General features: G+C 49.7%; 20 protein-coding genes. 14 read left to right on the top strand and 6 right to left on the bottom strand.

Translation table 11 applies throughout. The features are described from left to right. Positions 1-12 precede the first annotated feature (12 nt). From H9Q13_RS06575 to H9Q13_RS06550, 6 genes are all read left to right on the top strand, one after another. On the top strand, positions 13-2,613 hold the full coding sequence (locus H9Q13_RS06575; protein WP_191182972.1) for an ATP-dependent Clp protease ATP-binding subunit: 2,601 nt from the start codon (positions 13-15) through the stop codon (positions 2,611-2,613). A gap of 182 nt (positions 2,614-2,795) precedes the next feature. Then, complete coding sequence (locus H9Q13_RS06570; RefSeq protein ID WP_191182971.1) at positions 2,796-4,355, top strand: acyl-CoA carboxylase subunit beta; 1,560 nt, start codon at positions 2,796-2,798, stop codon at positions 4,353-4,355. A 121-nt stretch (positions 4,356-4,476) separates the two neighbouring features. Beyond that, positions 4,477-5,547 (top strand): M42 family metallopeptidase, encoded by a 1,071-nt coding sequence (locus H9Q13_RS06565; protein WP_076422737.1) that lies wholly within the window; start codon positions 4,477-4,479, stop codon positions 5,545-5,547. Between the two features lie 103 nt (positions 5,548-5,650). Beyond that, positions 5,651-5,893 (top strand): hypothetical protein, encoded by a 243-nt coding sequence (locus tag H9Q13_RS06560; RefSeq protein ID WP_191182970.1) that lies wholly within the window; start codon positions 5,651-5,653, stop codon positions 5,891-5,893. Positions 5,894-5,912: 19 nt separating this feature from the next. Continuing rightward, the gene (locus H9Q13_RS06555) at positions 5,913-6,146 is read left to right on the top strand and encodes a hypothetical protein (protein ID WP_191182969.1); all 234 of its coding nucleotides are present in this window, start codon (positions 5,913-5,915) and stop codon (positions 6,144-6,146) included. Between the two features lie 27 nt (positions 6,147-6,173). Then, positions 6,174-6,941 carry an ABC transporter substrate-binding protein gene (locus H9Q13_RS06550; RefSeq protein WP_191183348.1) on the top strand — a complete coding sequence of 256 codons (768 nt, stop codon included), beginning with the start codon at positions 6,174-6,176 and terminating at the stop codon, positions 6,939-6,941. On the opposite strand, the gene H9Q13_RS06545 is transcribed toward H9Q13_RS06550, so the two are convergent. The 4 genes from H9Q13_RS06545 to H9Q13_RS06530 form a co-directional block, all read right to left on the bottom strand. Then, a complete protein-coding gene (locus tag H9Q13_RS06545) occupies positions 6,942-7,463 on the bottom strand; it encodes a hypothetical protein (protein WP_191182968.1) in 522 nt (173 codons plus the stop codon). A gap of 23 nt (positions 7,464-7,486) precedes the next feature. Beyond that, the gene (locus H9Q13_RS06540) at positions 7,487-8,719 is read right to left on the bottom strand and encodes a 3-phosphoshikimate 1-carboxyvinyltransferase (protein ID WP_191182967.1); all 1,233 of its coding nucleotides are present in this window, start codon (positions 8,717-8,719) and stop codon (positions 7,487-7,489) included. Then, positions 8,716-9,753 (bottom strand): 3-dehydroquinate synthase, encoded by a 1,038-nt coding sequence (gene aroB / locus H9Q13_RS06535; protein WP_191182966.1) that lies wholly within the window; start codon positions 9,751-9,753, stop codon positions 8,716-8,718. Before aroB ends, H9Q13_RS06540 begins: the two co-directional genes overlap by 4 nt. A gap of 71 nt (positions 9,754-9,824) precedes the next feature. Continuing rightward, positions 9,825-10,955 carry a bifunctional 3-deoxy-7-phosphoheptulonate synthase/chorismate mutase type II gene (locus H9Q13_RS06530; RefSeq protein ID WP_191182965.1) on the bottom strand — a complete coding sequence of 377 codons (1,131 nt, stop codon included), beginning with the start codon at positions 10,953-10,955 and terminating at the stop codon, positions 9,825-9,827. Between the two features lie 173 nt (positions 10,956-11,128). On the opposite strand from H9Q13_RS06530, the gene H9Q13_RS06525 reads away from it, so the two are divergent. Beyond that, positions 11,129-12,316 (top strand): proline dehydrogenase family protein, encoded by a 1,188-nt coding sequence (locus H9Q13_RS06525; protein ID WP_191182964.1) that lies wholly within the window; start codon positions 11,129-11,131, stop codon positions 12,314-12,316. 149 nt (positions 12,317-12,465) lie between these two features. Here H9Q13_RS06525 and H9Q13_RS06520 read toward each other — a convergent pair whose 3' ends face one another. Beyond that, the gene (locus tag H9Q13_RS06520; protein ID WP_224744122.1) at positions 12,466-12,699 is read right to left on the bottom strand and encodes a hypothetical protein; all 234 of its coding nucleotides are present in this window, start codon (positions 12,697-12,699) and stop codon (positions 12,466-12,468) included. 99 nt (positions 12,700-12,798) lie between these two features. Here H9Q13_RS06520 and H9Q13_RS06515 point away from each other — a divergent pair, with 99 nt between their 5' ends. The 5 genes from H9Q13_RS06515 (at position 12,799) to H9Q13_RS06495 (ending at position 16,978) form a co-directional block, all read left to right on the top strand. Continuing rightward, positions 12,799-13,371, top strand: a complete 573-nt coding sequence (locus H9Q13_RS06515) for an RNA polymerase sigma factor (RefSeq protein ID WP_191182963.1) — start codon at positions 12,799-12,801, stop codon at positions 13,369-13,371. Positions 13,372-13,425: 54 nt separating this feature from the next. Next, complete coding sequence (locus tag H9Q13_RS06510; protein ID WP_191182962.1) at positions 13,426-14,529, top strand: S1 family peptidase; 1,104 nt, start codon at positions 13,426-13,428, stop codon at positions 14,527-14,529. 168 nt (positions 14,530-14,697) lie between these two features. Next, positions 14,698-15,348 carry a fasciclin domain-containing protein gene (locus tag H9Q13_RS06505; protein ID WP_224744121.1) on the top strand — a complete coding sequence of 217 codons (651 nt, stop codon included), beginning with the start codon at positions 14,698-14,700 and terminating at the stop codon, positions 15,346-15,348. A gap of 240 nt (positions 15,349-15,588) precedes the next feature. Continuing rightward, complete coding sequence (locus tag H9Q13_RS06500; protein WP_191182961.1) at positions 15,589-16,125, top strand: hypothetical protein; 537 nt, start codon at positions 15,589-15,591, stop codon at positions 16,123-16,125. A 268-nt stretch (positions 16,126-16,393) separates the two neighbouring features. Beyond that, entirely contained in the window at positions 16,394-16,978 is a 585-nt protein-coding gene (locus H9Q13_RS06495) for a DUF4142 domain-containing protein (RefSeq protein WP_191182960.1), read from the top strand. Between the two features lie 57 nt (positions 16,979-17,035). Here H9Q13_RS06495 and H9Q13_RS06490 read toward each other — a convergent pair whose 3' ends face one another. Further along, positions 17,036-17,596: an arylesterase gene (locus tag H9Q13_RS06490; RefSeq protein WP_191182959.1), complete on the bottom strand. Its 561-nt coding sequence runs from the start codon at positions 17,594-17,596 to the stop codon at positions 17,036-17,038. A gap of 361 nt (positions 17,597-17,957) precedes the next feature. Between H9Q13_RS06490 and H9Q13_RS06485 the strand changes: the two genes are divergently transcribed. Together H9Q13_RS06485 and ggt are read left to right on the top strand one after the other, a co-directional pair. Continuing rightward, positions 17,958-20,018: a carboxy terminal-processing peptidase gene (locus H9Q13_RS06485; RefSeq protein ID WP_317173885.1), complete on the top strand. Its 2,061-nt coding sequence runs from the start codon at positions 17,958-17,960 to the stop codon at positions 20,016-20,018. Between the two features lie 86 nt (positions 20,019-20,104). Beyond that, positions 20,105-21,847, top strand: a complete 1,743-nt coding sequence (gene ggt, locus H9Q13_RS06480; RefSeq protein ID WP_224744119.1) for a gamma-glutamyltransferase — start codon at positions 20,105-20,107, stop codon at positions 21,845-21,847. Positions 21,848-21,940: the final 93 nt, after the last annotated feature.

Raw genomic sequence — 21,940 nt, 5'->3', positions numbered from 1 at the left:
TATAAAGTATACATGGAAGCTAAATTCTCAAACAGAGTGAAAGAGGTTATCTCACTCAGCCGTGAGGAAGCTATCCGACTTGGGCATGACTACATTGGCACCGAGCATTTGGTGCTGGGCATGATCCGGGAAGGAGAAGGTACTGCCATTGCCTTGCTGAAGAAGCTGGGCGTTTCGATAGATGAACTGAAGTACGCTTTGGAGCAGGCTACCCGAAACACCGCTTCTCAGAACAGCAGCATCACCGGCAGCATCCCGCTTACCAAACAAACAGAGAAGGTGCTTAAGATTACTTACCTGGAGGCCAAAATCTTCAAGAGTGATATAATAGGTACTGAACACCTCTTATTATCCATCCTTCGGGATGAGGACAATATTTCTTCACAAATCTTAGCGAAATTCAACGTGAACTACGAAGCGATAAGAGACTCTTTGGATTATCATAGCAATAATCCACTGGCGTCGTCTGACACAGACGATAGTGATGATTCTGACAAATTATTTGGCTCTTCTTCCCGGGCTGGCAGCAGCTCGAGCAAGAAACCCGGCGAAAAATCACGCACCCCGGTGCTCGATAACTTTGGCCGCGACCTGACCAAATTGGCAGAAGATGACAAACTCGACCCGATTGTGGGCCGTGAGAAAGAAATTGAACGCGTGGCACAGGTACTGAGCCGCCGCAAAAAGAATAACCCGATCCTGATTGGTGAGCCTGGCGTTGGTAAAACTGCTATCGCTGAGGGACTTGCCTTGCGCATTGTGCAGAAAAAGGTAAGCCGTGTGCTCTTCAACAAGCGCGTGGTAACCCTTGATTTGGCCTCGCTGGTGGCTGGCACGAAGTACCGTGGTCAGTTCGAGGAACGTATGAAAGCCGTGATGAACGAGCTGGAGAAGTCTCCGGACGTGATCCTGTTCATCGATGAGTTACACACGATTGTGGGTGCTGGTGGTGCCTCTGGCTCGCTGGATGCATCCAATATGTTTAAGCCGGCACTTGCCCGTGGCGAGATCCAATGCATTGGTGCAACTACGCTCGATGAGTACCGCCAGTACATCGAGAAAGACGGTGCGCTTGCCCGTCGTTTCCAGATTGTGATGGTAGACCCTACCACGCCGGAAGAAACGGTTGAGATCCTGAATAACATCAAGGACAAATACCAGGATCACCACCACGTGAACTACACTGACAAGGCGATTGAGGCCTGCGTGAAGTTCAGTGATCGTTACATGAGTGACCGCTTTTTGCCAGACAAGGCCATCGACGTACTCGATGAAGCCGGTGCACGTGTGCACATCAACAACATTGTGGTGCCTGAAGATATCCTGAAACTTGAAGAGCAGATCGAGAACATCAAAGGCGAGAAAAACCGTGTGGTGAAGAGCCAGAAATACGAAGAGGCTGCCCAGCTGCGTGACAAAGAGAAAAAACTGATAGACCAGCTCGAGTCAGCTAAAAAGAACTGGGAAGAGGAGACCAAGAAGAAGCGCTATACGGTAAAAGAGGAAAATGTGGCAGAGGTTATTGCCATGATGACAGGTATACCCGTAAAGCGTATCGCCCAAAACGAAGGCCAGAAGCTATTGAATATGGCCGACGAACTGAGCGGAAAAGTAATCGGTCAGGAGAAAGCTATCAAGCAACTGGTGAAAGCCATCCAGCGTACCCGCGTTGGCCTGAAAGATCCGAAAAAGCCGATCGGCTCGTTCGTATTCCTGGGTCCGACTGGTGTAGGTAAAACGGAGCTTGCCAAAGTACTGGCTACTTACCTGTTTGACAAAGACGACGCGCTGGTGCGTATCGACATGAGTGAGTACATGGAAAAGTTCAGTGTATCTCGCTTAGTGGGAGCACCTCCGGGCTACGTTGGCTACGAAGAAGGTGGTCAACTGACGGAGAAGATCCGCCGCAAGCCATACTCTGTGGTACTCCTTGACGAGATTGAGAAAGCGCACCCGGATGTATACAACCTGTTGTTGCAAGTGTTGGATGATGGTATCCTGACAGATGGCTTGGGCCGCAAGGTTGACTTCCGTAACACGATCATCATCATGACTTCTAATATAGGTGCCCGCGATCTGCAGGACTTTGGTGCCGGTATCGGTTTCATGTCGAAGAGCAAGCAGGAGAATGTGGATGACATCATGAAAGGCACAATTGCCAGTGCGCTGAAGAAAACCTTCTCGCCTGAGTTCCTGAACCGTCTGGATGATGTGATTGTGTTCAACTCACTTGGTCGTGAGGACATGCACAAGATCATCGAACTGTCGCTCGGCAAGCTGTTCAAGCGTATTGATGCGCTTGGCTACAAGATCGAACTCACCGATAAAGCCAAGGATTTTGTGGCTGAAAAAGGCTATGATCCGAAGTATGGTGCCCGTCCGCTAAACCGCGCTATTCAGAAGTATATCGAAGATCCGATTGCGGAGGAAATACTTAAAGCCGAGATCGCACAAGGCGACACCATGATGGTAGATTACAAGGAAGGTGAAGAGAAACTGATTTTCACATCGAAGAAGAGCAATGGTAAAAAGAACAAAAGCGCTTTGAACGATGGAGAAGAAGAGACTGAACCAACTAAGTCGTCTGGCGACGGTGAAAAATCCACCGAATAAGGTATAAGACTTCTATTTTAAGGGCTGCTCCTCACAGGGCAGCCCTTATTTTTTTCCCTATTGACAAGATCTGCACAGGTATAGATTCAAATTCTGCCATGATTGTAGCTGATTTCGGCTGATAGTTTTTAAATTTGACAATTAATCAATCGATTTTCAATCAAACAGCTATACCCCATTTCATGGCAGGAGATATCAGACAGAGCCAGATCGAAACGCTGGACCGCAAAAACGCCGAGGCCTTGCTAGGCGGCGGACAGGACAGAATAGAAGCACAGCACAAGAAGGGCAAACTGACGGCCCGCGAGCGCATTCACCTCTTGATGGACGAAAACTCTTTCGAAGAAATCGGCAAGTTTGTGATGCACCGCTCCAAAGACTTCGGTCTGGACAAGCAATACTACCTCGGCGACGGTGTGGTAACCGGCTACGGCACCATCAACGGTCGCCTGGTATACGTTTTCTCGCAGGACTTCACAGTTTTGGGCGGTTCGCTTTCTGAAACCCATGCCGAGAAGATCGTGAAGATTATGGAACTGGCCATGAAAAACGGTGCGCCTGTGATTGGTCTCAACGACTCCGGCGGTGCCCGTATTCAGGAAGGTGTGGTTTCGCTGGGTGGCTATGCCGACATCTTCTACCGCAACACACTGGCCTCTGGGGTTATCCCTCAGATTTCAGCCATCATGGGACCATGTGCGGGTGGCGCAGTGTACTCCCCTGCCATTACCGATTTTATCATGATGGTGGAAGACACGTCTTACATGTTCGTGACCGGCCCTAACGTGGTGAAAACGGTAACGCATGAGAACGTGACTTCCGAAGAACTGGGCGGCGCCAGCACGCATAGCACCAAGAGCGGCGTCACACATTTCTCCTGCGCCAACGAAGTGGAGTGTATCAATTACATCAAAACACTGTTGAGCTACGTGCCGCAGAACTGCGAAGAACTGCCACCGTCTGTACCTTATGAGGAACAAGCCGACGAAACGCGTGCTGTGCTCGACACGATTATACCTGAAAACCCAAACCAGCCGTACGACATGCGGGAGGTGATCGAGGGCATTATCGATGCGGACTCTTTCTTTGAAGTACACAAAAACTTCGGTGAGAACATTGTGGTGGGTTTTGCCCGTCTGGGTGGCCGCAGCATCGGTATTGTGGGCAACCAGCCATCCGTGCTTGCCGGGGTACTCGACATTAACGCCAGCACCAAGGCAGCTCGCTTTGTTCGCTTCTGCGACAGCTTCAATGTGCCATTGCTGGTACTCGAAGACGTGCCGGGCTTCCTGCCAGGCACCGATCAGGAGTGGCGTGGCATCATTACCAATGGCGCAAAATTATTGTATGCCTTCTGCGAGGCCACAGTGCCGCGTATTACGGTGATTACCCGCAAGGCTTATGGTGGTGCTTACGACGTAATGAACTCCAAACACATCGGAGCCGATATGAACTACGCATGGCCAACTGCCGAAATTGCAGTGATGGGTGCGCAGGGTGCCGCTGAGATCATCTTCAAACGTGAGATCGCTGAAGCCGAAGATCCAGCTGCGAAACTGGCGGAGAAGGTGCAGGAGTATAAAGATAAGTTCGCAACGCCATACCGTGCCGCCCACCGTGGCTTCATCGACGAGGTGATCATGCCAAGCGAGACACGCGCCAAACTGATCAAGGCTTTCAGAATGCTGGAAAACAAAGCGGTAAGCCTGCCACGCAAAAAGCACGGAAATATTCCGCTTTAACAGTAAACAGATTTACAGTAAGCAGTAAGCATTAAACAGTGAGCAAGGCGCTGTTAAACAAACCTTGCTTTAACCCGTTATCTTCTGATAACTGATTATTGATAATTGTTAACTGACCCTGATGAGAAAAGAATCATTTGAGTTTCTAGAGAAATACCTGAACAACTCCTCCCCTACCGGCTTTGAGTCTGAAGGCCAGAAATTGTGGCTGGAGTATGTAAAGCCCTATATTGAGGATTACTTCGTAGACACCTACGGCACTGTGGTGGGTGTGATCAACCCGGAGGCTGAGTATAAAGTGGTGATCGAGGCACACGCCGATGAAATCTCTTGGTTTGTGAACTACATTACACCGGAGGGCTACATTTACCTGAAACGCAACGGTGGTTCTGACGCCCTCATCGCCCCTTCCAAAAGAGTAAACATCTATACCTCCAAAGGTATTGTGAAAGCTGTTTTCGGCTGGCCGGCCATCCACGTGCGCAAGGTCGAGAACGATAAAGCTCCTACCATCGAGACCGTGTTTCTAGACTGCGGTGCCAGCAACCGGGAGGAAGTAGAGAAAATGGGCATACACGTAGGATGCGTGGCGACGTTCGAAGACGAGTTTACGGTGATGAACGACAAGTTCTACGTAGGTCGTGCGCTGGACAACCGCGTAGGTGGTTTTATGATTGCCGAAGTGGCCCGCATGATACACGAGCGCAAGCACAAACTGCCGTTTGGTCTGTACATCGTCAATGCGGTGCAGGAAGAGATCGGGCTCCGTGGTGCTGAAATGATCGCGCACCGCATTAAACCGGATGTGGCCATCATTACCGACGTGACGCACGATACCCAGTCACCGATGTATGACAAGAAGAACAGCGGCGACATCCATTGCGGCAAAGGCCCTGTGATTGCTTATGGTCCGGCAGTGCAGAACAACCTGCGCGACCTGATCATCAATACCGCTCAGGAGAAAGAGATTCCGTTCCAGCGCTCAGCCGTTTCACGTGCAACCGGCACCGACACCGACGCATTTGCCTACTCCAATGCCGGCGTGGCTTCGGCCTTGATCTCGCTTCCCTTGAAGTATATGCACACCACAGTGGAGACCGTGCACAAAGACGACGTAGAGAACGTAACGAAACTGATTTACGAAACACTGCTAAAAATCGAGGACAATCAGGACTTCCGATACCTGAAATAGAAATCACTTTTAGCCCGAGAGAAACCACACAGCGCCAGCGTGCATTGTGTGGTTTTTTTATGTTGAAATTTGTGTATATTCACCTATCATTAATCTGATAGCTATGAACCGTTACCTCTTTTGGGCTTTGATGTCGCTGCCTTGGCTCGCATTCTTTTTCAGCATGTATGTTTGGAAAGACGTATCGTCTCCAATTGTCTTTATCGTGAATATTGCCGTGCTACAGGCTTTGGTAATTAATAGCCGTCGGAAGCAAGTAGGTATGCGCCTTACAGAAACGCTCAAAGCTGTCATACCTGGAATAGGCTACCACGAGTGGCGCCGGCTATATTTTGCTAAACCCTAACAAACATACCTATCCCTATATGAACCGTTACCTCTATTGGCTTGCAACTGTCATGCCTTTCGCCCTACTCACCCTTTACATCAACAAGGCAGACAGCGCGAGTCTGACTGTTCCGTTCCTACTACTGCTGGTATACCTACCCTTGATTTTTAACCTTCGAAGAAAGTACCTAGGCATGGCCTGGTCAGATGTTTTGAAGTCTTTTGTACCTTTCTATGGTGCAAAGGAGCGCTACAAGATCCTCTTCGCATAACTTCCTGATTTGACCTTCACCGACCAGATGGGCCACCAGATCACGCTGCCGCAATTGCCGCAGCGCATTGTCTCGCTGGTGCCCTCGCAAACAGAACTACTTTTTGATCTGGGGCTGGAAGACCGTATTGTTGGCCTGACCAAATTCTGCATTCACCCAAGCGATAAAGTGAAGAAGAAAACCATTGTAGGCGGCACCAAGAACTTTAAGCTGGAGGTGATCGATGAACTGCAGCCCGATTTGATTATCGGAAACAAGGAAGAAAACTACGAAGCAGGTATAGCCCAATTGCAGGAGAAATACCCGGTGTGGATGAGCGATATCTATACCTTGGAAGATACCCTGGCGATGATCAGTCAGGTAGGACAGTTGACGGGTACGGAAGCTAAAGCACAGGAACTTTCGCAAGGTATAGCTGCAGGCTTCTGCAAGCTGCAACCTATAGAGCCTGCTATACCTGCCGCTTACTTCATCTGGCGCAAGCCTTACATGGCGGTGGGCAGCGACAACTTTATCGACCACATGCTACAACGCTGCGGTTTTCGAAACGTCTTCGCCGATCAGCCCCGCTACCCGGAAATATCAGCTAAGCAACTGCAGGCTGCGAACCCACAGCTGATTCTTCTGTCATCCGAGCCATACCCTTTTCAGGAAAAACACTTCGCTGAGTTTCAGGCCATCTGCCCGCAAGCGAAGGTGAAGATTGTAGATGGGGAGATGTTCAGCTGGTACGGCAGCAGGCTACTGCAAGCGCCCGAGTATTTACAGAAAATTATAAAGGCCCTGCATAGCTAATTACCGCTGCAGCCTGCTGAGCAGGTTTTTCGCTTTTTCAGCAATCGAACTGAAATAAAGCGCATCCTCCTCGATCTGCTCATTGCTTTTCTCCAGCAACTCACGCCTGTTAGTCGGGTCATCCAGGCTAGATAGTTTGATAACTTTGATAAGGCGTTCTGTATTCACTTCCCGCCCCAGCATAAGTTGCTCCAGCCTTTTAATCAGCGTATGCCGGAAATTTTTCTGCTCTATCGCCTCCTCGTCCAGCAACCTGAGTAAAGCCGCCACAGCCTCATCTTCGTAATCTGTCGAAATTGCGATATCTATCAGTTCTTCGGTGCCCGGAGCCGGCAACCTGATCAGGGTGAGATAGCCCCCTCCCTGCGTGGCAGCGGTTGCATAGTATTTCAACCAAAAAGATCGGGCAGATGGCTCCTTGTAGACAGCCGCGAAGCCTCCAGCAGCTGTCTCAATCAATTCGAAACTGGACAACATCTCTTCGATCAGATCTGCATCACCGTATAGGTATCTCTGTTTCATATTTTGTCTTTCTATGCCTTTGTTTATTGCTCGCTATACCTTAATTCAAAACCCATTTTCTCCAGATCCTCCCAAAAACGCGGGTAGGATTTGCGCACCACTTCCGGCTCCTGAATCTGGATTGGCTGTAACAAGGCGATCGGTGCGAAGGCCATGGCCATGCGGTGGTCCTGGTAAGTCCTGAAATTCAATTCCCGATCGATCATCAAAGAAGGGTTCATCTGAAACACCCCAGGCGTTCGTTCTTCCAGGGAGGCCCCTATACCTAACACTTCGATCTGCAAAGCCTGGATACGGTCTGTCTCTTTGATGCGCAGGCTTTCCAACCCGGTCATTTCGACTGCTGTACCAGAGGCGGCGCAAAGCGCCACAATGGTCTGTGCCAGATCCGGACAGTTGCTGAAGTCAAACGCCACTCGCTTCTCCGCGCGTTTTTTTGTGAGGCGTGTCCCATCCGGCATAAATTCGGTATAGACGCCCAATCTGCGCATGATTTCCACAATGGCTTTGTCGCCCTGGTGGGAAGCCTCACGCAAACCCAGCAAAGTGACATCCGCCTCTTTGGCCAATGCCACCATGCTGTACCAATAACTGGCCGCCGACCAGTCCGACTCCACGGCGAAAGTGGCTGGCTGATAAGGCTGGTGCGGCACCGTGATCGTATTTCCCTCAAAGCTGGCATCTACCCCGAATTGCTTCATCAACGCCAGGGTCATCTCAATATAAGGTTTTGAGCTGATTTTACCTTCCAACTCCAGCTCCAAGCCTTCGGGCAGCAAAGGCGCCACCATCAGCAAGGCCGATACGTATTGACTACTGATATCGCTGCGCACTTTCAGCCGCTTCTTGTCGCTGCCGGTAAAACTTTTTATTTTCAAGGGTGGGTAACCTTCCTCGCCAAGGTACTCTATACCTGCGCCCAGTTCCTGAAGGGCTTCTACCAGCACTTTAATCGGTCGCTGGCACATCCGCTCCGTTCCGGTAAGCGTTTTTGTCTGACCTGTTACAGCATAATAGGCCGTCAGGAAACGCATGACGGTACCGGCATCCTCGGCATCTATGGTATCCGAATCGCTGCTGAGCAGTCTTTGCAGGAGCTGTGTATCATTAGCTTCGGAGAGGTTTTGCAGTTCGGATTCTCCACCTGCCAGCGCCGCGATGATCAGCGCACGGTTGGCTTCGCTTTTGGATGCAGGCAGTTGCACCTGGCCTTTCAGAATTCCCGATGGGTGAGAAACAGTAACGGTTTTAGTCATAGTAATTGGTAATAGCGCAAAGATTCCTGTATTTCGGCTAAGGTAACAGGCTGGTCCCAAACAGCCTTGCCTATACCTTGCAGCAGGGTGCAATTAATAGTAGAACGGGTATTCTTCTTGTCCTGCAAAGCCAGTTGGCTCAGTGCCTGAATGTCTTCTTCGGTAATTTTCACCTTCTCATAAATCGATACCATAAAAGTCTCGATCTGATCCAGCTCCCGCCTGTTGAGCAAGTCCTTTTTCACAGAAAGGAAAGCCTCGCATAGCATACCTACAGCAATGGCCTCCCCATGCAGCAGTTCGCGGCCGGGTTGTTCCAGCAGGTAACTTTCTATGGCATGCCCCACGGTATGGCCGAAATTGAGCACTTTGCGGTAGCCCGCTTCCAATGGGTCTTCTTCCACCACAGCCGACTTTATACCTACTGAGTGACGAATCAAAGCCTCCCAGTTCTCAGTGAAAAGACCGATATGGCGCTGCTCTTCAAAGGCAGTCGCATCGGCAATTAGCCAGTGCTTGATGATTTCGGCGTAGCCTGACTTGAGCTGCCGCTGTGGCAGCGTGTTCAGAAATGTGGGATCGATGATGACGGCATGTGGTTCTTTGTAAACTCCTATGTGGTTTTTGAGTCCATGGAAGTCTATACCTGTTTTGCCGCCCACGCTGGCGTCTACCTGCGCTAGCAACGTGGTGGGTACCTGCACAAAATACATTCCCCGCTTAAAGGTGGCCGCGCAGAAACCACCCATGTCCCCGATCACACCGCCGCCCAGGTTCACAAGCACCGACCAGCGGTCCAGATTAAGCTCCGTCATGCGTTGCCAGATATACTCGCAGGTCTGGAGCGTTTTATGTTCTTCGCCGCTATTTATCTGGATGATATCATGCTCTGGCAAGTGAGACTTCACAAGCGGGTAACAGTGGTGCAGGGTGTTTTCGTCTACCAGCACGGCTACTTTCGAAAAGGCGAGGTTTTGCAGCACCTGTTGTAGCTGCGGCAGTATGGTTCGCCCGATGTATATGCTTTCGGTCACGCGGAATTTGTTTTTGACAGGTATAAGTTAAGGAAAAAACGCCGGCTTTTGACCGACGTTCAGGTATATACTTACGGAATCTGTCCCGACTTGGTGTTAGGCTTGGCTTCTGGACTGCCGGCTTGCATAATTATGGTTTGCTTGCGGATAGACTCCACATGGATCAGTTTGTATAGCTCTTCCACGAAAGCCGGGTTTATACCTGCCTCGGAGGCCCAGTCTGCACGGGTCTTGAAAATCTCTTTCCAGCGCTCGAGTTGCAGCACCTGCACGTTGTTCAGTTTCTTATACTCGCCTATCTGCTCCACCAAAGCCATGCGTTGAGCCAGCACCCCGATCAGGTCATGGTCGGCCGCGTCAATTTTCAGGCGCAGTTCCTCTGCCCGGTTCACCAGTTCGGCGTCGTCATAGTTGGTTTTACGCACTTGCAGCTTATTCAGAATATCGGCTAAGGCAGCTGGCGTTACCTGCTGCTCCGGGTCGCTCAGGGCCTGGGACGGGTTCGGGTGCGTCTCGATCATCACGCCGTCGTATCCCAAATCGAGTGCCCGCTGCGAAACCGGGTGTATCAGTTCACGGGTGCCGCCGATATGGCTGGGGTCCACAATCACAGGCAAGTTCTGGAAGCGGGCCTTCAACTCAATCGGGATTTGCCAAAGCGGAGCGTTGCGGTACTTCGAAGGCTGGTACGATGAGAAACCACGGTGAATGGCCGCCAAATCGGTTATACCCGCCTGGTACATGCGTTCAATCGCTCCGATCCAAAGGGCCAGGTCAGGGTTGACAGGATTTTTGACCATCACAGGCACGTTTACGCCGCTCAGGGCATCGGCTATTTCCTGCACCGCAAATGGATTTACGCTGGTACGGGCACCTATCCAAAGCACGTCTATACCTTGCTTCAGGGCTTCTTCTACGTGGCGACCGGTGGCTACTTCGGTGGTCACACGCATACCCAGTTCCTGCTTCACGCGACCCAGCCAGGCAAGTCCTTGCAAACCTATCCCTTCAAAGGTATTCGGTCTGGAACGCGGTTTCCATATACCTGCCCGGAACAGGTGGACAGGCAGTTTTTTCAGCGCCTCGGCGGTCTGCATCACTTGCTGTTCGCTCTCGGCACTACAAGGCCCTGCGATCACCAACGGCCTGCCCTGTTCTGCCAACAAGTCTGCAAAAAAAGAGTCTTTATTCTTGAAAATCATCACGGTCAATTGTGCCTACAAAGGTACGACAATTAAAACAGTTATGCGTGTATCTGGTTTAAAGGAGTATTTACCACAAAAAAACAGTGCAAAAATATCACATAAGTGCAAGGCTTTCATAGTGTATAACTATCTCGCATGCCTTATCTTTGCTCCGATTAACACACTATTACATGAACCCAGTTACGAACGTTTCTTTCGACGATACAGCTGTCGCTTTTTCATCCAAATCAGACGCTGAGCTTTATAAAATGTATCTGTTGTTCAAATCTATGAACAACAATAAGTTTGTGAAACTGGGAGGCAACTTACTTAACACTGCCATTAAGCTGCACTTGCCAGTTAAGTTTATCATCAAACCGACCATTTTCAACCATTTTTGCGGCGGCGAAACCATAGAGGAATCGGAGCGTGCTATCCGTGAATTGGCCAGGTATAATATCGGCACTATACTCGATTACTCCGTGGAGGGCGAAGGTGTGGACAGAAGCTTTGACGAGACGCGCGATGAGATTTTGCGAACGGTTGAGAAAGCGAGAGGCAACAAAAACATACCTTTCTCGGTGTTCAAAGTAACCGGCTTGATGAGTACGGACATTTTGGAGAAAGTGCAGGCCGGCGAAAAACTGACGACCGAAGCGCAGGGTGCCCTTGCGCGTGGCCGCCAGCGGGTGAATGATATCTGTCAACGCTGCCACGAAGCCGACGTGCGCGTGTTTGTGGATGCCGAGGAAAGCTGGTTTCAGGAAACGATTGACAACATGGCCTACGAGATGATGGAGCTTTACAACAAAGAGAAGGCCATCGTTTACAACACCTACCAGCTCTACCGCCACGACCGCCTCGACGCCCTCATGCGCGATTACGAGAACGCCGTAGCCAAAGACTACATACTGGGAGCAAAACCCGTGCGGGGTGCCTACATGGAAAAAGAACGTAAACGCGCCGAGGAGATGGGTTACCCCAGCCCGATCAATCCGACCAAAGAGGCCTCTGACCAGCTTTACAACGACGGGCTCCGCTTCTGCATCGATCACATCGACCGCATTTCGCTTTGCGCCGGCACGCACAACGAGGACAGTTGCTACCTGTTGATGGAACTGATGGATGAGAAAGGTATAGTCCCGGATGACAAGCGCGTGTTTTTTGCCCAGCTATTCGGCATGAGCGACAACCTCTCCTACAATTTGGCTAATGCTGGCTATAATGTGGTTAAGTATGTGCCTTACGGGCCGGTGGAGTCGGTGATGCCCTACCTGCTGCGCCGCGCCAATGAGAACACCGCCATTGCCGGCCAGAGCAGCCGCGAGTTTGGCCTGATCAGCAAAGAAATGGAGCGCCGCAAAAAACTGAAGCGTTAACTAAAAGAGTATGGCTTCACAGAAGCCTTCGACTATACTTAAATCTGCGTTGAACCTGACCAGTACAAAAAATAAAAAGGCCCTGCATTGCTGCAGGGCCTTTTTATGTGTTTAGAACTATAAGGTATAATCCGTAGTTCTGCTATTGATTACTGTACAGTTACAGTAGAGTCAACTTCAACAGTAGTGTCAACTTCAACTTCTTCTGTAACAACTTCTTCTTCAGTAGTTACTTCAGTCTCAACAGCTTCAGTTTCAGTAGTTGATTCTTCAGTGTTGCAAGCTGTGAAAGCTACCAGGGCGAAAGCTACGAAAGCGAATTTGAATAAATTTTTCATTTTGTGTTTGTGATTAAGTGTTTTGGTTTCGAATTTGAACTTCATACCAGAAAGCCGGATAGGTAACCCGGTATTTTTTATTTTTTTAAAATATTTTTTTGTTGGGTTACAAAAAGCGGCCTGGCGTATTAAAAAAGGAACGGAATGAGGAAGAGTTTGTATGAGACAGATGAGGCGATTTTGGAAGGAATCCGGAATGACGATGACAGGGCACTCGCACATCTGTACAAGCTGCATTTCCCTATGATATCTCACTTCATCATCAACAACAGTGGAACCGATGATGAGGCCAAAGACATTTATCAGGAAGGCGTCATCGTCTTCTATGAGAAAATAAAAGCCGATAGCCTGGAGCTTAGTTGCCAGATTAAGACCTATCTGTACTCTGTTTGCCGCAGGCTATGGCTTAAGCGACTGGCCGAAAAGGGACGCTTTGCCAGCCGGATTGAAGACACCGATAATTATCTGTCGCTGGAGGAAGACGTGCCGCAGCACGATGAGAACGAGCGGCAGTTTGGCGTAATGGCCGAAGCGCTGGGCCAATTAGGGGAGCCTTGCCGTACCCTGCTGGAGGACTTCTACATCCGCGCACAGGGCATGCAGGAGATTACCGAGAAGTTTGGCTATACCAACTCCGACACGGCCAAAAACCAGAAGTACAAGTGTCTGCAGCGACTCAAGAAGCTATTCTTTACTTCTTACAAGCCAGAGTTGTAGGCTACACAAAATAGAATTTTAGCACCTTGAAATATAGGTATAGTTTATAGAGAAATGTTTGACTACCGCATTTACGAGCAAATAGAGCGCTACCTGGCCGGCTCCATGCCGGCCGAGGAGAAGGCTGCCTTCGAGGCGCTGTTGCTCTCCGACCTGCGGCTCGCCGACCAGGTACAGGAGCACAGGCAAGTCCTGCAGGCGATGCAGCACTATGGCCAGCGCCAAAGCCTGCGCCAAAAGCTAAACACCATCCATAGCGATATGGAAGCCCAGTCGCAGCATGTAACTGCCACTGGCGAACTGCAAGCCTGGAAGGTTTTCTTCAGAAAGCACGCCCAGACCATGGCCGTAGCGGCCAGCGTCTCGCTGCTCTCTGTGTTTGGAACACTTTGGAGCGTGCAACAGCTCAAAGCCCCCGTACAGCAGCAAACCGCCCGTTATGTGGAGCTCCGCCGCGAAGTCGAGAAAATCAAGAAAGAACAACGTGCTCTTATCAACGGCATCACCGGTGCCGACAGCCCTGTTCCTACCCCACGCTCAGCCCGATTCAGCGGTACAGGATTTGTAATTAGCCCTGATGGGTATGTCGTGACCAGTTCGCACGTTATACAGGGTGCTGACTCTATCCTGATTGAGAATAAAGCCGGCCTTCGGTACAAAGTGACGGAGGTATACCGCAATACCGACTATGACCTGTCTATTTTGAAGGTAGAGGATAATGCCTTTGCTGGTTTCAGTAAGTTGCCCTATACCTTTAGAACTTCCGAATCTGATTTGGGGGAACGTGTCTATACCTTAGGTTTCCCGCGTGAGGATATTGTTTTTGGAGAAGGCTCCCTGAGCTCGGCTTCAGGCTTTGAGGGTGACACTACCTCCTACCAGATTTCCATACCGCTTAACCCAGGTAACAGTGGTGGACCTTTGCTGGATGATAAAGGCAATGTCATTGGTGTTATCAATGGCAAACAAGCCGGACAGGAAGGCGCTGCCTTTGCTGTGAAATCCTCTTACCTGCTCCAGATGGTGCGTGAAATGCAAGAGAAAAACGTGGCAACTATGGTTTCTATGCCACAGCAGAATACGCTGAATGGCACTGCCAGAACACAGCAACTCAAAAAACTACAGGATTATATCTTTGTCGTAAAAGTCTATAATTAAGCCACACCTTATTGTTTTATTACAATAATAAAAGGGATTTTCTGCCTTAATACTGCAGAAAATCCCTTTTTTTGCTAACATTTTCTAGGGGTTTAAGTTAAATAAACAATGCATTATTCTTTGTTGAATATTGCACAAAATTAATTTATCAATATAACCCAACAGACTATGAAAATGAAAATGTTAAAACCAGCAGCCGCCGTATTAGCCGCAGGCTTTTTATTCAGTTGTGCCAGTAGCAACGACTCAATGGACTCTACAGCCATGGAGGAGACAACCACAATGAGCGAAACCCAAACGATGGCTGGTGACGACGTGACTGTGGAGACCGAAGTAAGCACTGATATGGATATGGAGGCTGATATGGAAACCAGTTCCATGACTATTCTGGATGCTGCAGGTACAAGGAGCGATATATCCACTTTTATGAGCCTTTTGCAAACTGCCAACATTACGGCTGCTTTAGAAGGTGAAGGCGAGTTCACCATGTTTGCTCCCACCAACAAAGCATTCGAGGCATTGCCTGCCGGCCAATTAGAATACCTTAAAAAACCAGAAAACAGAAATGAACTGATTAAAGTGTTGCAGGCACATGTTATCGCTAACAAGGTAACCACTGCGCAATTGCAGTCGAATCAGCGAATACAGATCAGTGACACTGACTATATTGAAGTGGGAGCGGCAGCGGGTGCAAACCCTAACACCTTCACGATTGGAGGCGCTAACATTGTGGAGCCAAACATCGAAGCTTCTAATGGTGTGATCCACGTGGTAGACAGAGTGCTGGTAACAGCAGATCAGGTAATGGATAAGAAATAACTTACCACATACTGAAAAACCTTGAAAAGCCTTCCTTCCCATAGGAAGGCTTTTTGTTTGTCCCTGAACCTGAAAAATCATGGCATACCTTAATTGATTCACCAGTAATCATATACCTCTAAAATTCATTGTCCTGCACTTTTCTTCCCGCAACTATACCTTCCTTGTTCCGTTAGTATAAACTGGTCATTTTAAAAGGCCAGCGATAGATTATAAAATCTTAAACAACTTAAAAAAGCTATGAACAAAATTGATAACTCGAACATGATGACAGCCATGTTCAAAGACCGTGATAGTGCGGAGCGCGCATATGAAGAACTTCGTGCCAGAGGGTATGACAAGGATGATATCAACGTTGTGATGTCTGACGAAGGACGTAAGCGTCATTTTTCTGATGACGTGGACAAAGACGGAGACACTGAACTGGGCAACAAATCGCTTGAAGGTGCCGGAGCGGGTTCTGCCATCGGCGGCACGTTGGGTGCCATTGTAGGTGCAGTAGCAGCTATAGGTACTTCCGTAGCTATCCCAGGACTTGGTCTGGTAATAGCTGGCCCATTGGCAGCAGGTCTGGCCGGTGCAGGTGCAGGTGGCCTGACAGGTGGCCTGATTGGCGCATTGGTTGGAGCAGGTATTCCGGAGGAACGCGCCAAGTTATATGAAGAAGGCGTGAAAGAAGGCAATATCGTGTTGGGTTTCAATCCACGCACTCCTGAAGATGCACGCTACTTCGAAACCCATTTTCAGAAACACCGCGGAGAGCATATCTATTACTAAGCTTTAATTAGCTTATTGTAATTGCAAAGGCTTGGCTTGTCCATTTGGAGGAGTCGAGCCTTTGGCATTTCCGGGTTTTCCGTATAAGCTACCGGTGCTTTATCAAGATCAACTATTCATCTCTGGCCTGCGGCCGTGTGCATGCTAAACCTCTAATTTGATGCCCTAGGATTTGCTCTCGCAAACCACCTGTATGAACACATAGCACACAAACTGACATTGTTGCGTATGCTTTAGGAATTAAATCAATACACTAAACCATAAAACTATGAGAAATCTATGGATGGCTGCAGGCCTTTTGCTTGGCACTGTCGCCTTTACGTCCTGTGACTCCGGCACAAAGGAGACGGATTCCAACACTACGGTTGATACAGCGGCTAGCGATACCCCAGTTGCCGACGTTTCCCTGACGGACGAGAAACGCGAATTCATGGCCTATGCTTACAACATAAGTAACCAACAGGTTGAGCTTGGCAAACTGGCTGTCGAGAAAGGTCTGTCTCCCCAGGTAAAGGAGTACGGGCAGCGCATGATAGACCTGTATGGCAAAAAACTGGAGGAACTCGGGGAAATGTCCGGGCAGTATCAGGTCACACTTCCCGAGACAATGACTGAAGACCAGGCCGGAAGAGTACAGGAACTGCGCGAGACCGAGACCGGGAAGTTCGACCGCGCCTATTGGGACAATGTAATCGATGCGCACAAAGACGCCGCAGATGAGTTCGACGACAATGTAAAAGATGTGGCTGAGACTGATAACACCGCATTTAATTTCTGGGCACGCAACACGGCAAAAGAGATTAGAGCGCACATGGAGCAGGCCATGCGTTTCAGACTGGATCTAAAAAATTAACAAGCTCATTAAGTGTACACTCACGCAAGGCGGAACCCAAAGTTCCGCCTTGCGCATTTATAGCTCCTTTTTCAAGAGGTCTTCCAACACAGCCCAGGTATGGCGAGCGAGGAGTTTTTGTCCCTCTGCATTAGGATGCACCCCATCAGGCAGGTTTAGGTGGCGCATACCTGCTACGCCCTCCAGCAAAAAAGGCACGAAGGACACGTTGTTCCGAATCGCCAGCTCCCGGAACAAGGCCCTGAACTCAGCCGCGTAGCGCCCCGGCACGATATCCGGAATTTCCATGCCTGACAAGATGATTTGTGCCTCAGGATGTTTATGCTTCACCTTATCGATGATCTGCTGAAGGTTTTGCGAGGTTTCGCGGGCGGGTATACCTCTCAGGCCATCATTGGCACCCAGCGCCAGCACAAATATATCCACTGGGCCCGAAAGCCACTTATCCAACCGATAGAGGCCACTGGCTGTTGTGTCGCCACTTATACCTGCGTTGATCACGGTGTAATCATGCCCTTCGTCCTGCAGTTTTTGCTGAATGAGCGAAGGATATGCCTGCGCAGTAGGTAGACCGTAGCCTGCCGTAAGGCTGTCCCCAAAAAATAGAATTGTCTTCATTATATCCCGTCTGTTGCTACTATACCTCCCCTAAAAGGCAACTGTTACGGCCAAACAGGTGTGTTAAATGGTTTTCAGCCTTGCAGTTTTTAGTATGCTCGGGAAACGAAAAAAATCATACGACAGTTATAATAAACAGCAAGCTGACTCGTAAACAAGATGCTGCGCGAGTTTGTATCAAGTTACAGGCTGCTGCCTTTTGTGATAAAATATATTTATACTACATTAGGACTCGGCGCGAAAGAAACCATAGGCTCACCATCTGCGGCACTACTTTTGCGTATAGTTTTTGTGGTCCAACTAACTAAATTAGATGCTATCCTTGACAACCAGATTTAAAATATTCCTTTCTGTATTGGCTGTGATACTGCTGACAGGTTCTTTTATCCTGTACAGCAAGAACAGCTCGCCTGAGGGGAAAAACGAAATACTGATCAAAGCCCTGATGCAGGGACTCAGTTCTGCCCATTACAGCCCCGAAAAGGTTGATGATAACTTCTCTAAGAAAGCTTTTAAGCTATACCTGGAGCGGTTGGATTTCAATAAAAAGTTCTTGCTTGAGTCGGATGTGGCGATGTTGCGCAAATACGAGACGCAGCTTGATGACCAGTTGCGTGCCGGCTCCTTTGAGTTTTTTGACATGTCGGCTGACCTGATCGAAAAGCGCACCAAGGAATCGGAAGCGTATTATAAAGATATTCTGTCCAAGCCATTTGATTTCAGCAAAGATGAAAACATTGAGCTGGATGGCAAGAAACTGAAGTATGCCAAAGATAAGGCGGAGTTGAAAGAGGCTTGGAGAAAGCAGTTGAAGTACCAGACTTTGGTGCGCTTGTCTGATATGCAGACGCAGCAGGAAAAAGCGACCGCCAATACCGAGAAAAAAGAGAAAAAAACATTTGACCAGCTGGAGGCCGAAGCCCGTGAAAAGGTACTGACGGCCTATAACGAACTTTACAAGCGCCTTGCTCAGGTAACGCGTGATGATCGTCGTGCCACTTACATCAACGCTGTGGCAAACGTCTATGACCCGCATACCGGTTACCTTCCTCCTAAAGCCAAGTCTGATTTCGACATCGAGTTTACGGGTCGTCTGGAAGGTATAGGTGCTTCCTTGCAGGAGAAGGATGGTCAGATTAAAGTAATGGAAATCGTGCCGGGTAGTCCATCGTATCTGCAGGGCGACCTGAAGCCTGGCGATGCCATCCAGAAAGTGGCTCAGGGCAGCGGTGACGCCGTCCTGATAGAAGGTATGCGCATTGATGATGCTATCCAGTTGATTAGAGGCAAAAAGGGAACGGAAGTGCGCCTGACTGTGCGCAAGCCAGACGGCAGCACTCGCATTATACCGATTGTCCGCGATGTGATCGTGTTCGAAGAAACCTATGCCCAGTCTGCCATGATCGACGACAACAAGAAGATCGGGTACATCAAACTGCCTGGTTTTTATGCTGACTTTGAGCGAAACGGTGGCCGCAACAGCGGTGCCGATGTAAAGGCAGAGGTAGCTAAATTGAAAGCTGCAGGTATGCAAGGCCTCATTCTGGACCTTCGTAACAACGGCGGTGGCTCGTTGGCTGATGCTGTCGAAATGGCAGGCTTGTTCATCGAGCAAGGCCCTATCGTGCAAGTGAAAACTGCATCTGGCAAAACAGTTGTACTGGATGACCGCGACTCACAGGTGCAGTATGGCGGTCCACTGGTGATTATGGTAAATTCTAACAGCGCTTCGGCTTCTGAGATTCTGGCTGCGGCTATGCAGGACTATAAGCGAGCGGTAATTGTGGGCACTCCTACTTTTGGCAAAGGCACGGTGCAGCAGTTTTTTGAACTCGACGAGGCACTGCCTTCTCAGTTCGATCCTTACAAACCGTTTGGTGCGTTGAAACTGACCATCCAGAAATTCTATCGCATCAACGGGGGTACCACGCAGTTGCGCGGCGTTATGCCAGATGTGATACTGCCTGATGCCTACAGCTTCTTGGAGTTTGGTGAGAAAGAGCAGGATTACCCGCTTCCGTTTGATGAGATCACTCCGGCCCGTTACAAGCCTTGGGCACAGAACAAGCTGAATATGCCGGCGATACAGGCGAGCAGTAAGAGTCGTGTTTCTGGAAACGAAAGCTTCCAGATTATCAAAGAAAGTGGTGAGCGTTTGAAAAAGCAGTCTGACAACACAACTCGTTCACTTAGCTTCAAAAAGTACATGGAAGAAGAGAAAAAAAGTGAGGCAGCCAACAAGCAACTGGAAGAAGCCCAGAAGAAAGTACCTGTGCTGAACGTTTCCAGAATGAAGAATGACTTGCAGGCCATTGCCGGCGATACAGCCAAACTGGCCCGCAACAAAGATTTTATGAAGTCACTCCAGAAAGATATTTACGTGGAAGAGGCGGTGGCCATCATTAAAAATGATATCAAATAAGCTCTTATAAGACAATTGAAAAGCCGGTTATGCAGATAGCCGGCTTTTTTTTATTTTGCACTTCACCCATTTCCTATCTCCTCTTTATGATGCTGCCTATACCTGACCATAGAATCAAATCCAGACGCTATACCTTCACCTGTTTTGCTGCCGTGCTCCTGACCCTTTCGAGTTGCGCAACAGGCTCCAAAACCCAAACCCAGGCAGCCAGGCGGGGCGTTGTGGCCGACAAGGCCATGGTCGTATCAGCCCACCCCGACGCATCCAACATCGGCCTGGAGATACTTCGCAAAGGGGGTAACGCCTATGATGCAGCCATTGCCACACAGTTTGCCCTGGCTGTTTGCTATCCTGTGGCCGGCAATATCGGTGGTGGAGGTTTCCTGGTATACCGCCAGCATACCGGCGAAACCGGCGCCCTCGACTTCAGAGAAAAAGCCCCGTCTGCTGCCTCGCGCGACATGTACCTCGACTCATTGGGCAATGTTATTCCTGACCTGAGCTTGCTGGGCCATCTGGCGGCCGGTGTGCCGGGATCTGTGGACGGCATGGTCAAAATACACGAGAAACTAGGCTCCCTCCCTTTCGCAGAGTTAGTGCAGCCAGCCATCGACCTGGCCCGGCGCGGCGTTGTGCTGACAGAGCGGGAAACCCGCATGCTTAACAATGCAAAGGCGCAAATGCTAGCTCATAACAAGCATACTCCTTATCTGGTAAACCGACAAGCTGATTGGCAGCCCGGCGATAAGCTCTATCACCTCGACCTGGCCCGTACCCTCGAACGCATCCGTGACAAAGGCCGAGACGGCTTTTATACCGGCGAAACTGCTGACCAGATTGTGAAAGAAATGCAGCGTGGCGGCGGACTCATTTCGCACAAAGACCTGCTTGCCTACAATGCCGTCTGGCGTGAGCCCATCAAGGGGCAGTACAAAGACCTGCGTATCATCTCGATGTCACCGCCATCGAGCGGAGGTATAGCGCTGCTGCAACTCCTCACTATGGTAGAGCCCTATGACCTGAAAGCTTATGGTTGGCAGCAAGCCCCTACCATACAGCTCATGACGGAGGCCAAGCGCCGCGTATACGCAGACCGTGCCACTTACCTCGGAGACCCTGATTTCTACAAAGTGCCTGTGAGCGGACTGCTGGACCAAAACTACCTGAAAACGCGCATGAGCAACGTAAGCCTCGACCAAGCCACAGCTTCTTCTGAGATCAAAGCTGGAGAAGTGCCAATATACGAGTCTGACCAGACTACGCATTTCAGTATTGTAGACCAGTTCGGCAATGCCGCATCCATTACAACGACTATCAACGGGGGCTATGGCTCGATGGTCGTGGTGGAGGGTGCTGGTTTCCTGCTGAACAATGAGATGGATGATTTCAGTGCCAAGCCGGGCATACCCAATATGTTTGGCCTAATAGGGGGCGAGGCAAATGCCGTGCAACCTAGCAAGCGAATGCTCAGCGCCATGACACCAACCATCATCGAAAAAGCCGCCAAACTATACATGGTGGTCGGCACACCGGGCGGCTCTACCATCATTACCTCCGTTTTCCAGACGATCCTGAATGTGGTGGAGCACGGTATGACCATGCAGGAAGCCGTGGCTGCTCCCCGCTTCCACCACCAATGGCTGCCCGATGAGATCCAGCATGAGCCGGATGCCATTTCTCCTGAGGTAAGGGCAATACTGGAAAGCAAAGGGTATAAACTGAAGCAAAGAAACAGGTATGGCGCTGTGGAAGGTATACTGGTGCTACCCAATGGTAAACTCGAAGGTGGCGCCGACCCGCGGGGCGATGATAAGGCAGTAGGCTATTAGTTTCGGGCTCTACCTGTTCGTCTTTTTAGTACAACTCAGTCCTACTCACAGCCATAAAAAAAGCGGCCTTCTACATAGTGGAAGGCCGCTTTT

The sequence above is a fragment of the Pontibacter aquaedesilientis genome, from assembly GCF_014773225.1.
In the GTDB taxonomy this organism is placed as follows: Bacteria; Bacteroidota; Bacteroidia; order Cytophagales; family Hymenobacteraceae; genus Pontibacter; species Pontibacter aquaedesilientis.
Note: the sequence above shows the minus strand (reverse complement) of the source record. Positions and strands in the feature narration are given on the sequence as shown.

Coding starts and splice junctions, on each gene's coding strand:
- H9Q13_RS06550 (WP_191183348.1), top strand. CDS start 6,174: ATGGGCCACCAGATCACGCTGCCGCAATTGCCGCAGCGCATTGTCTCG.
- H9Q13_RS06525 (WP_191182964.1), top strand. CDS start 11,129: ATGAACCCAGTTACGAACGTTTCTTTCGACGATACAGCTGTCGCTTTT.
- H9Q13_RS06505 (WP_224744121.1), top strand. CDS start 14,698: ATGAAAATGAAAATGTTAAAACCAGCAGCCGCCGTATTAGCCGCAGGC.
- H9Q13_RS06515 (WP_191182963.1), top strand. CDS start 12,799: ATGAGGAAGAGTTTGTATGAGACAGATGAGGCGATTTTGGAAGGAATC.
- H9Q13_RS06530 (WP_191182965.1), bottom strand. CDS start 10,955: ATGATTTTCAAGAATAAAGACTCTTTTTTTGCAGACTTGTTGGCAGAA.
- H9Q13_RS06555 (WP_191182969.1), top strand. CDS start 5,913: ATGAACCGTTACCTCTATTGGCTTGCAACTGTCATGCCTTTCGCCCTA.
- H9Q13_RS06570 (WP_191182971.1), top strand. CDS start 2,796: ATGGCAGGAGATATCAGACAGAGCCAGATCGAAACGCTGGACCGCAAA.
- H9Q13_RS06565 (WP_076422737.1), top strand. CDS start 4,477: ATGAGAAAAGAATCATTTGAGTTTCTAGAGAAATACCTGAACAACTCC.
- H9Q13_RS06575 (WP_191182972.1), top strand. CDS start 13: ATGGAAGCTAAATTCTCAAACAGAGTGAAAGAGGTTATCTCACTCAGC.
- H9Q13_RS06540 (WP_191182967.1), bottom strand. CDS start 8,719: ATGACTAAAACCGTTACTGTTTCTCACCCATCGGGAATTCTGAAAGGC.
- ggt (WP_224744119.1), top strand. CDS start 20,105: ATGATGCTGCCTATACCTGACCATAGAATCAAATCCAGACGCTATACC.
- H9Q13_RS06520 (WP_224744122.1), bottom strand. CDS start 12,699: ATGAAGTTCAAATTCGAAACCAAAACACTTAATCACAAACACAAAATG.
- H9Q13_RS06490 (WP_191182959.1), bottom strand. CDS start 17,596: ATGAAGACAATTCTATTTTTTGGGGACAGCCTTACGGCAGGCTACGGT.
- H9Q13_RS06560 (WP_191182970.1), top strand. CDS start 5,651: ATGAACCGTTACCTCTTTTGGGCTTTGATGTCGCTGCCTTGGCTCGCA.
- H9Q13_RS06495 (WP_191182960.1), top strand. CDS start 16,394: ATGAGAAATCTATGGATGGCTGCAGGCCTTTTGCTTGGCACTGTCGCC.
- H9Q13_RS06545 (WP_191182968.1), bottom strand. CDS start 7,463: ATGAAACAGAGATACCTATACGGTGATGCAGATCTGATCGAAGAGATG.
- H9Q13_RS06510 (WP_191182962.1), top strand. CDS start 13,426: ATGTTTGACTACCGCATTTACGAGCAAATAGAGCGCTACCTGGCCGGC.
- H9Q13_RS06500 (WP_191182961.1), top strand. CDS start 15,589: ATGAACAAAATTGATAACTCGAACATGATGACAGCCATGTTCAAAGAC.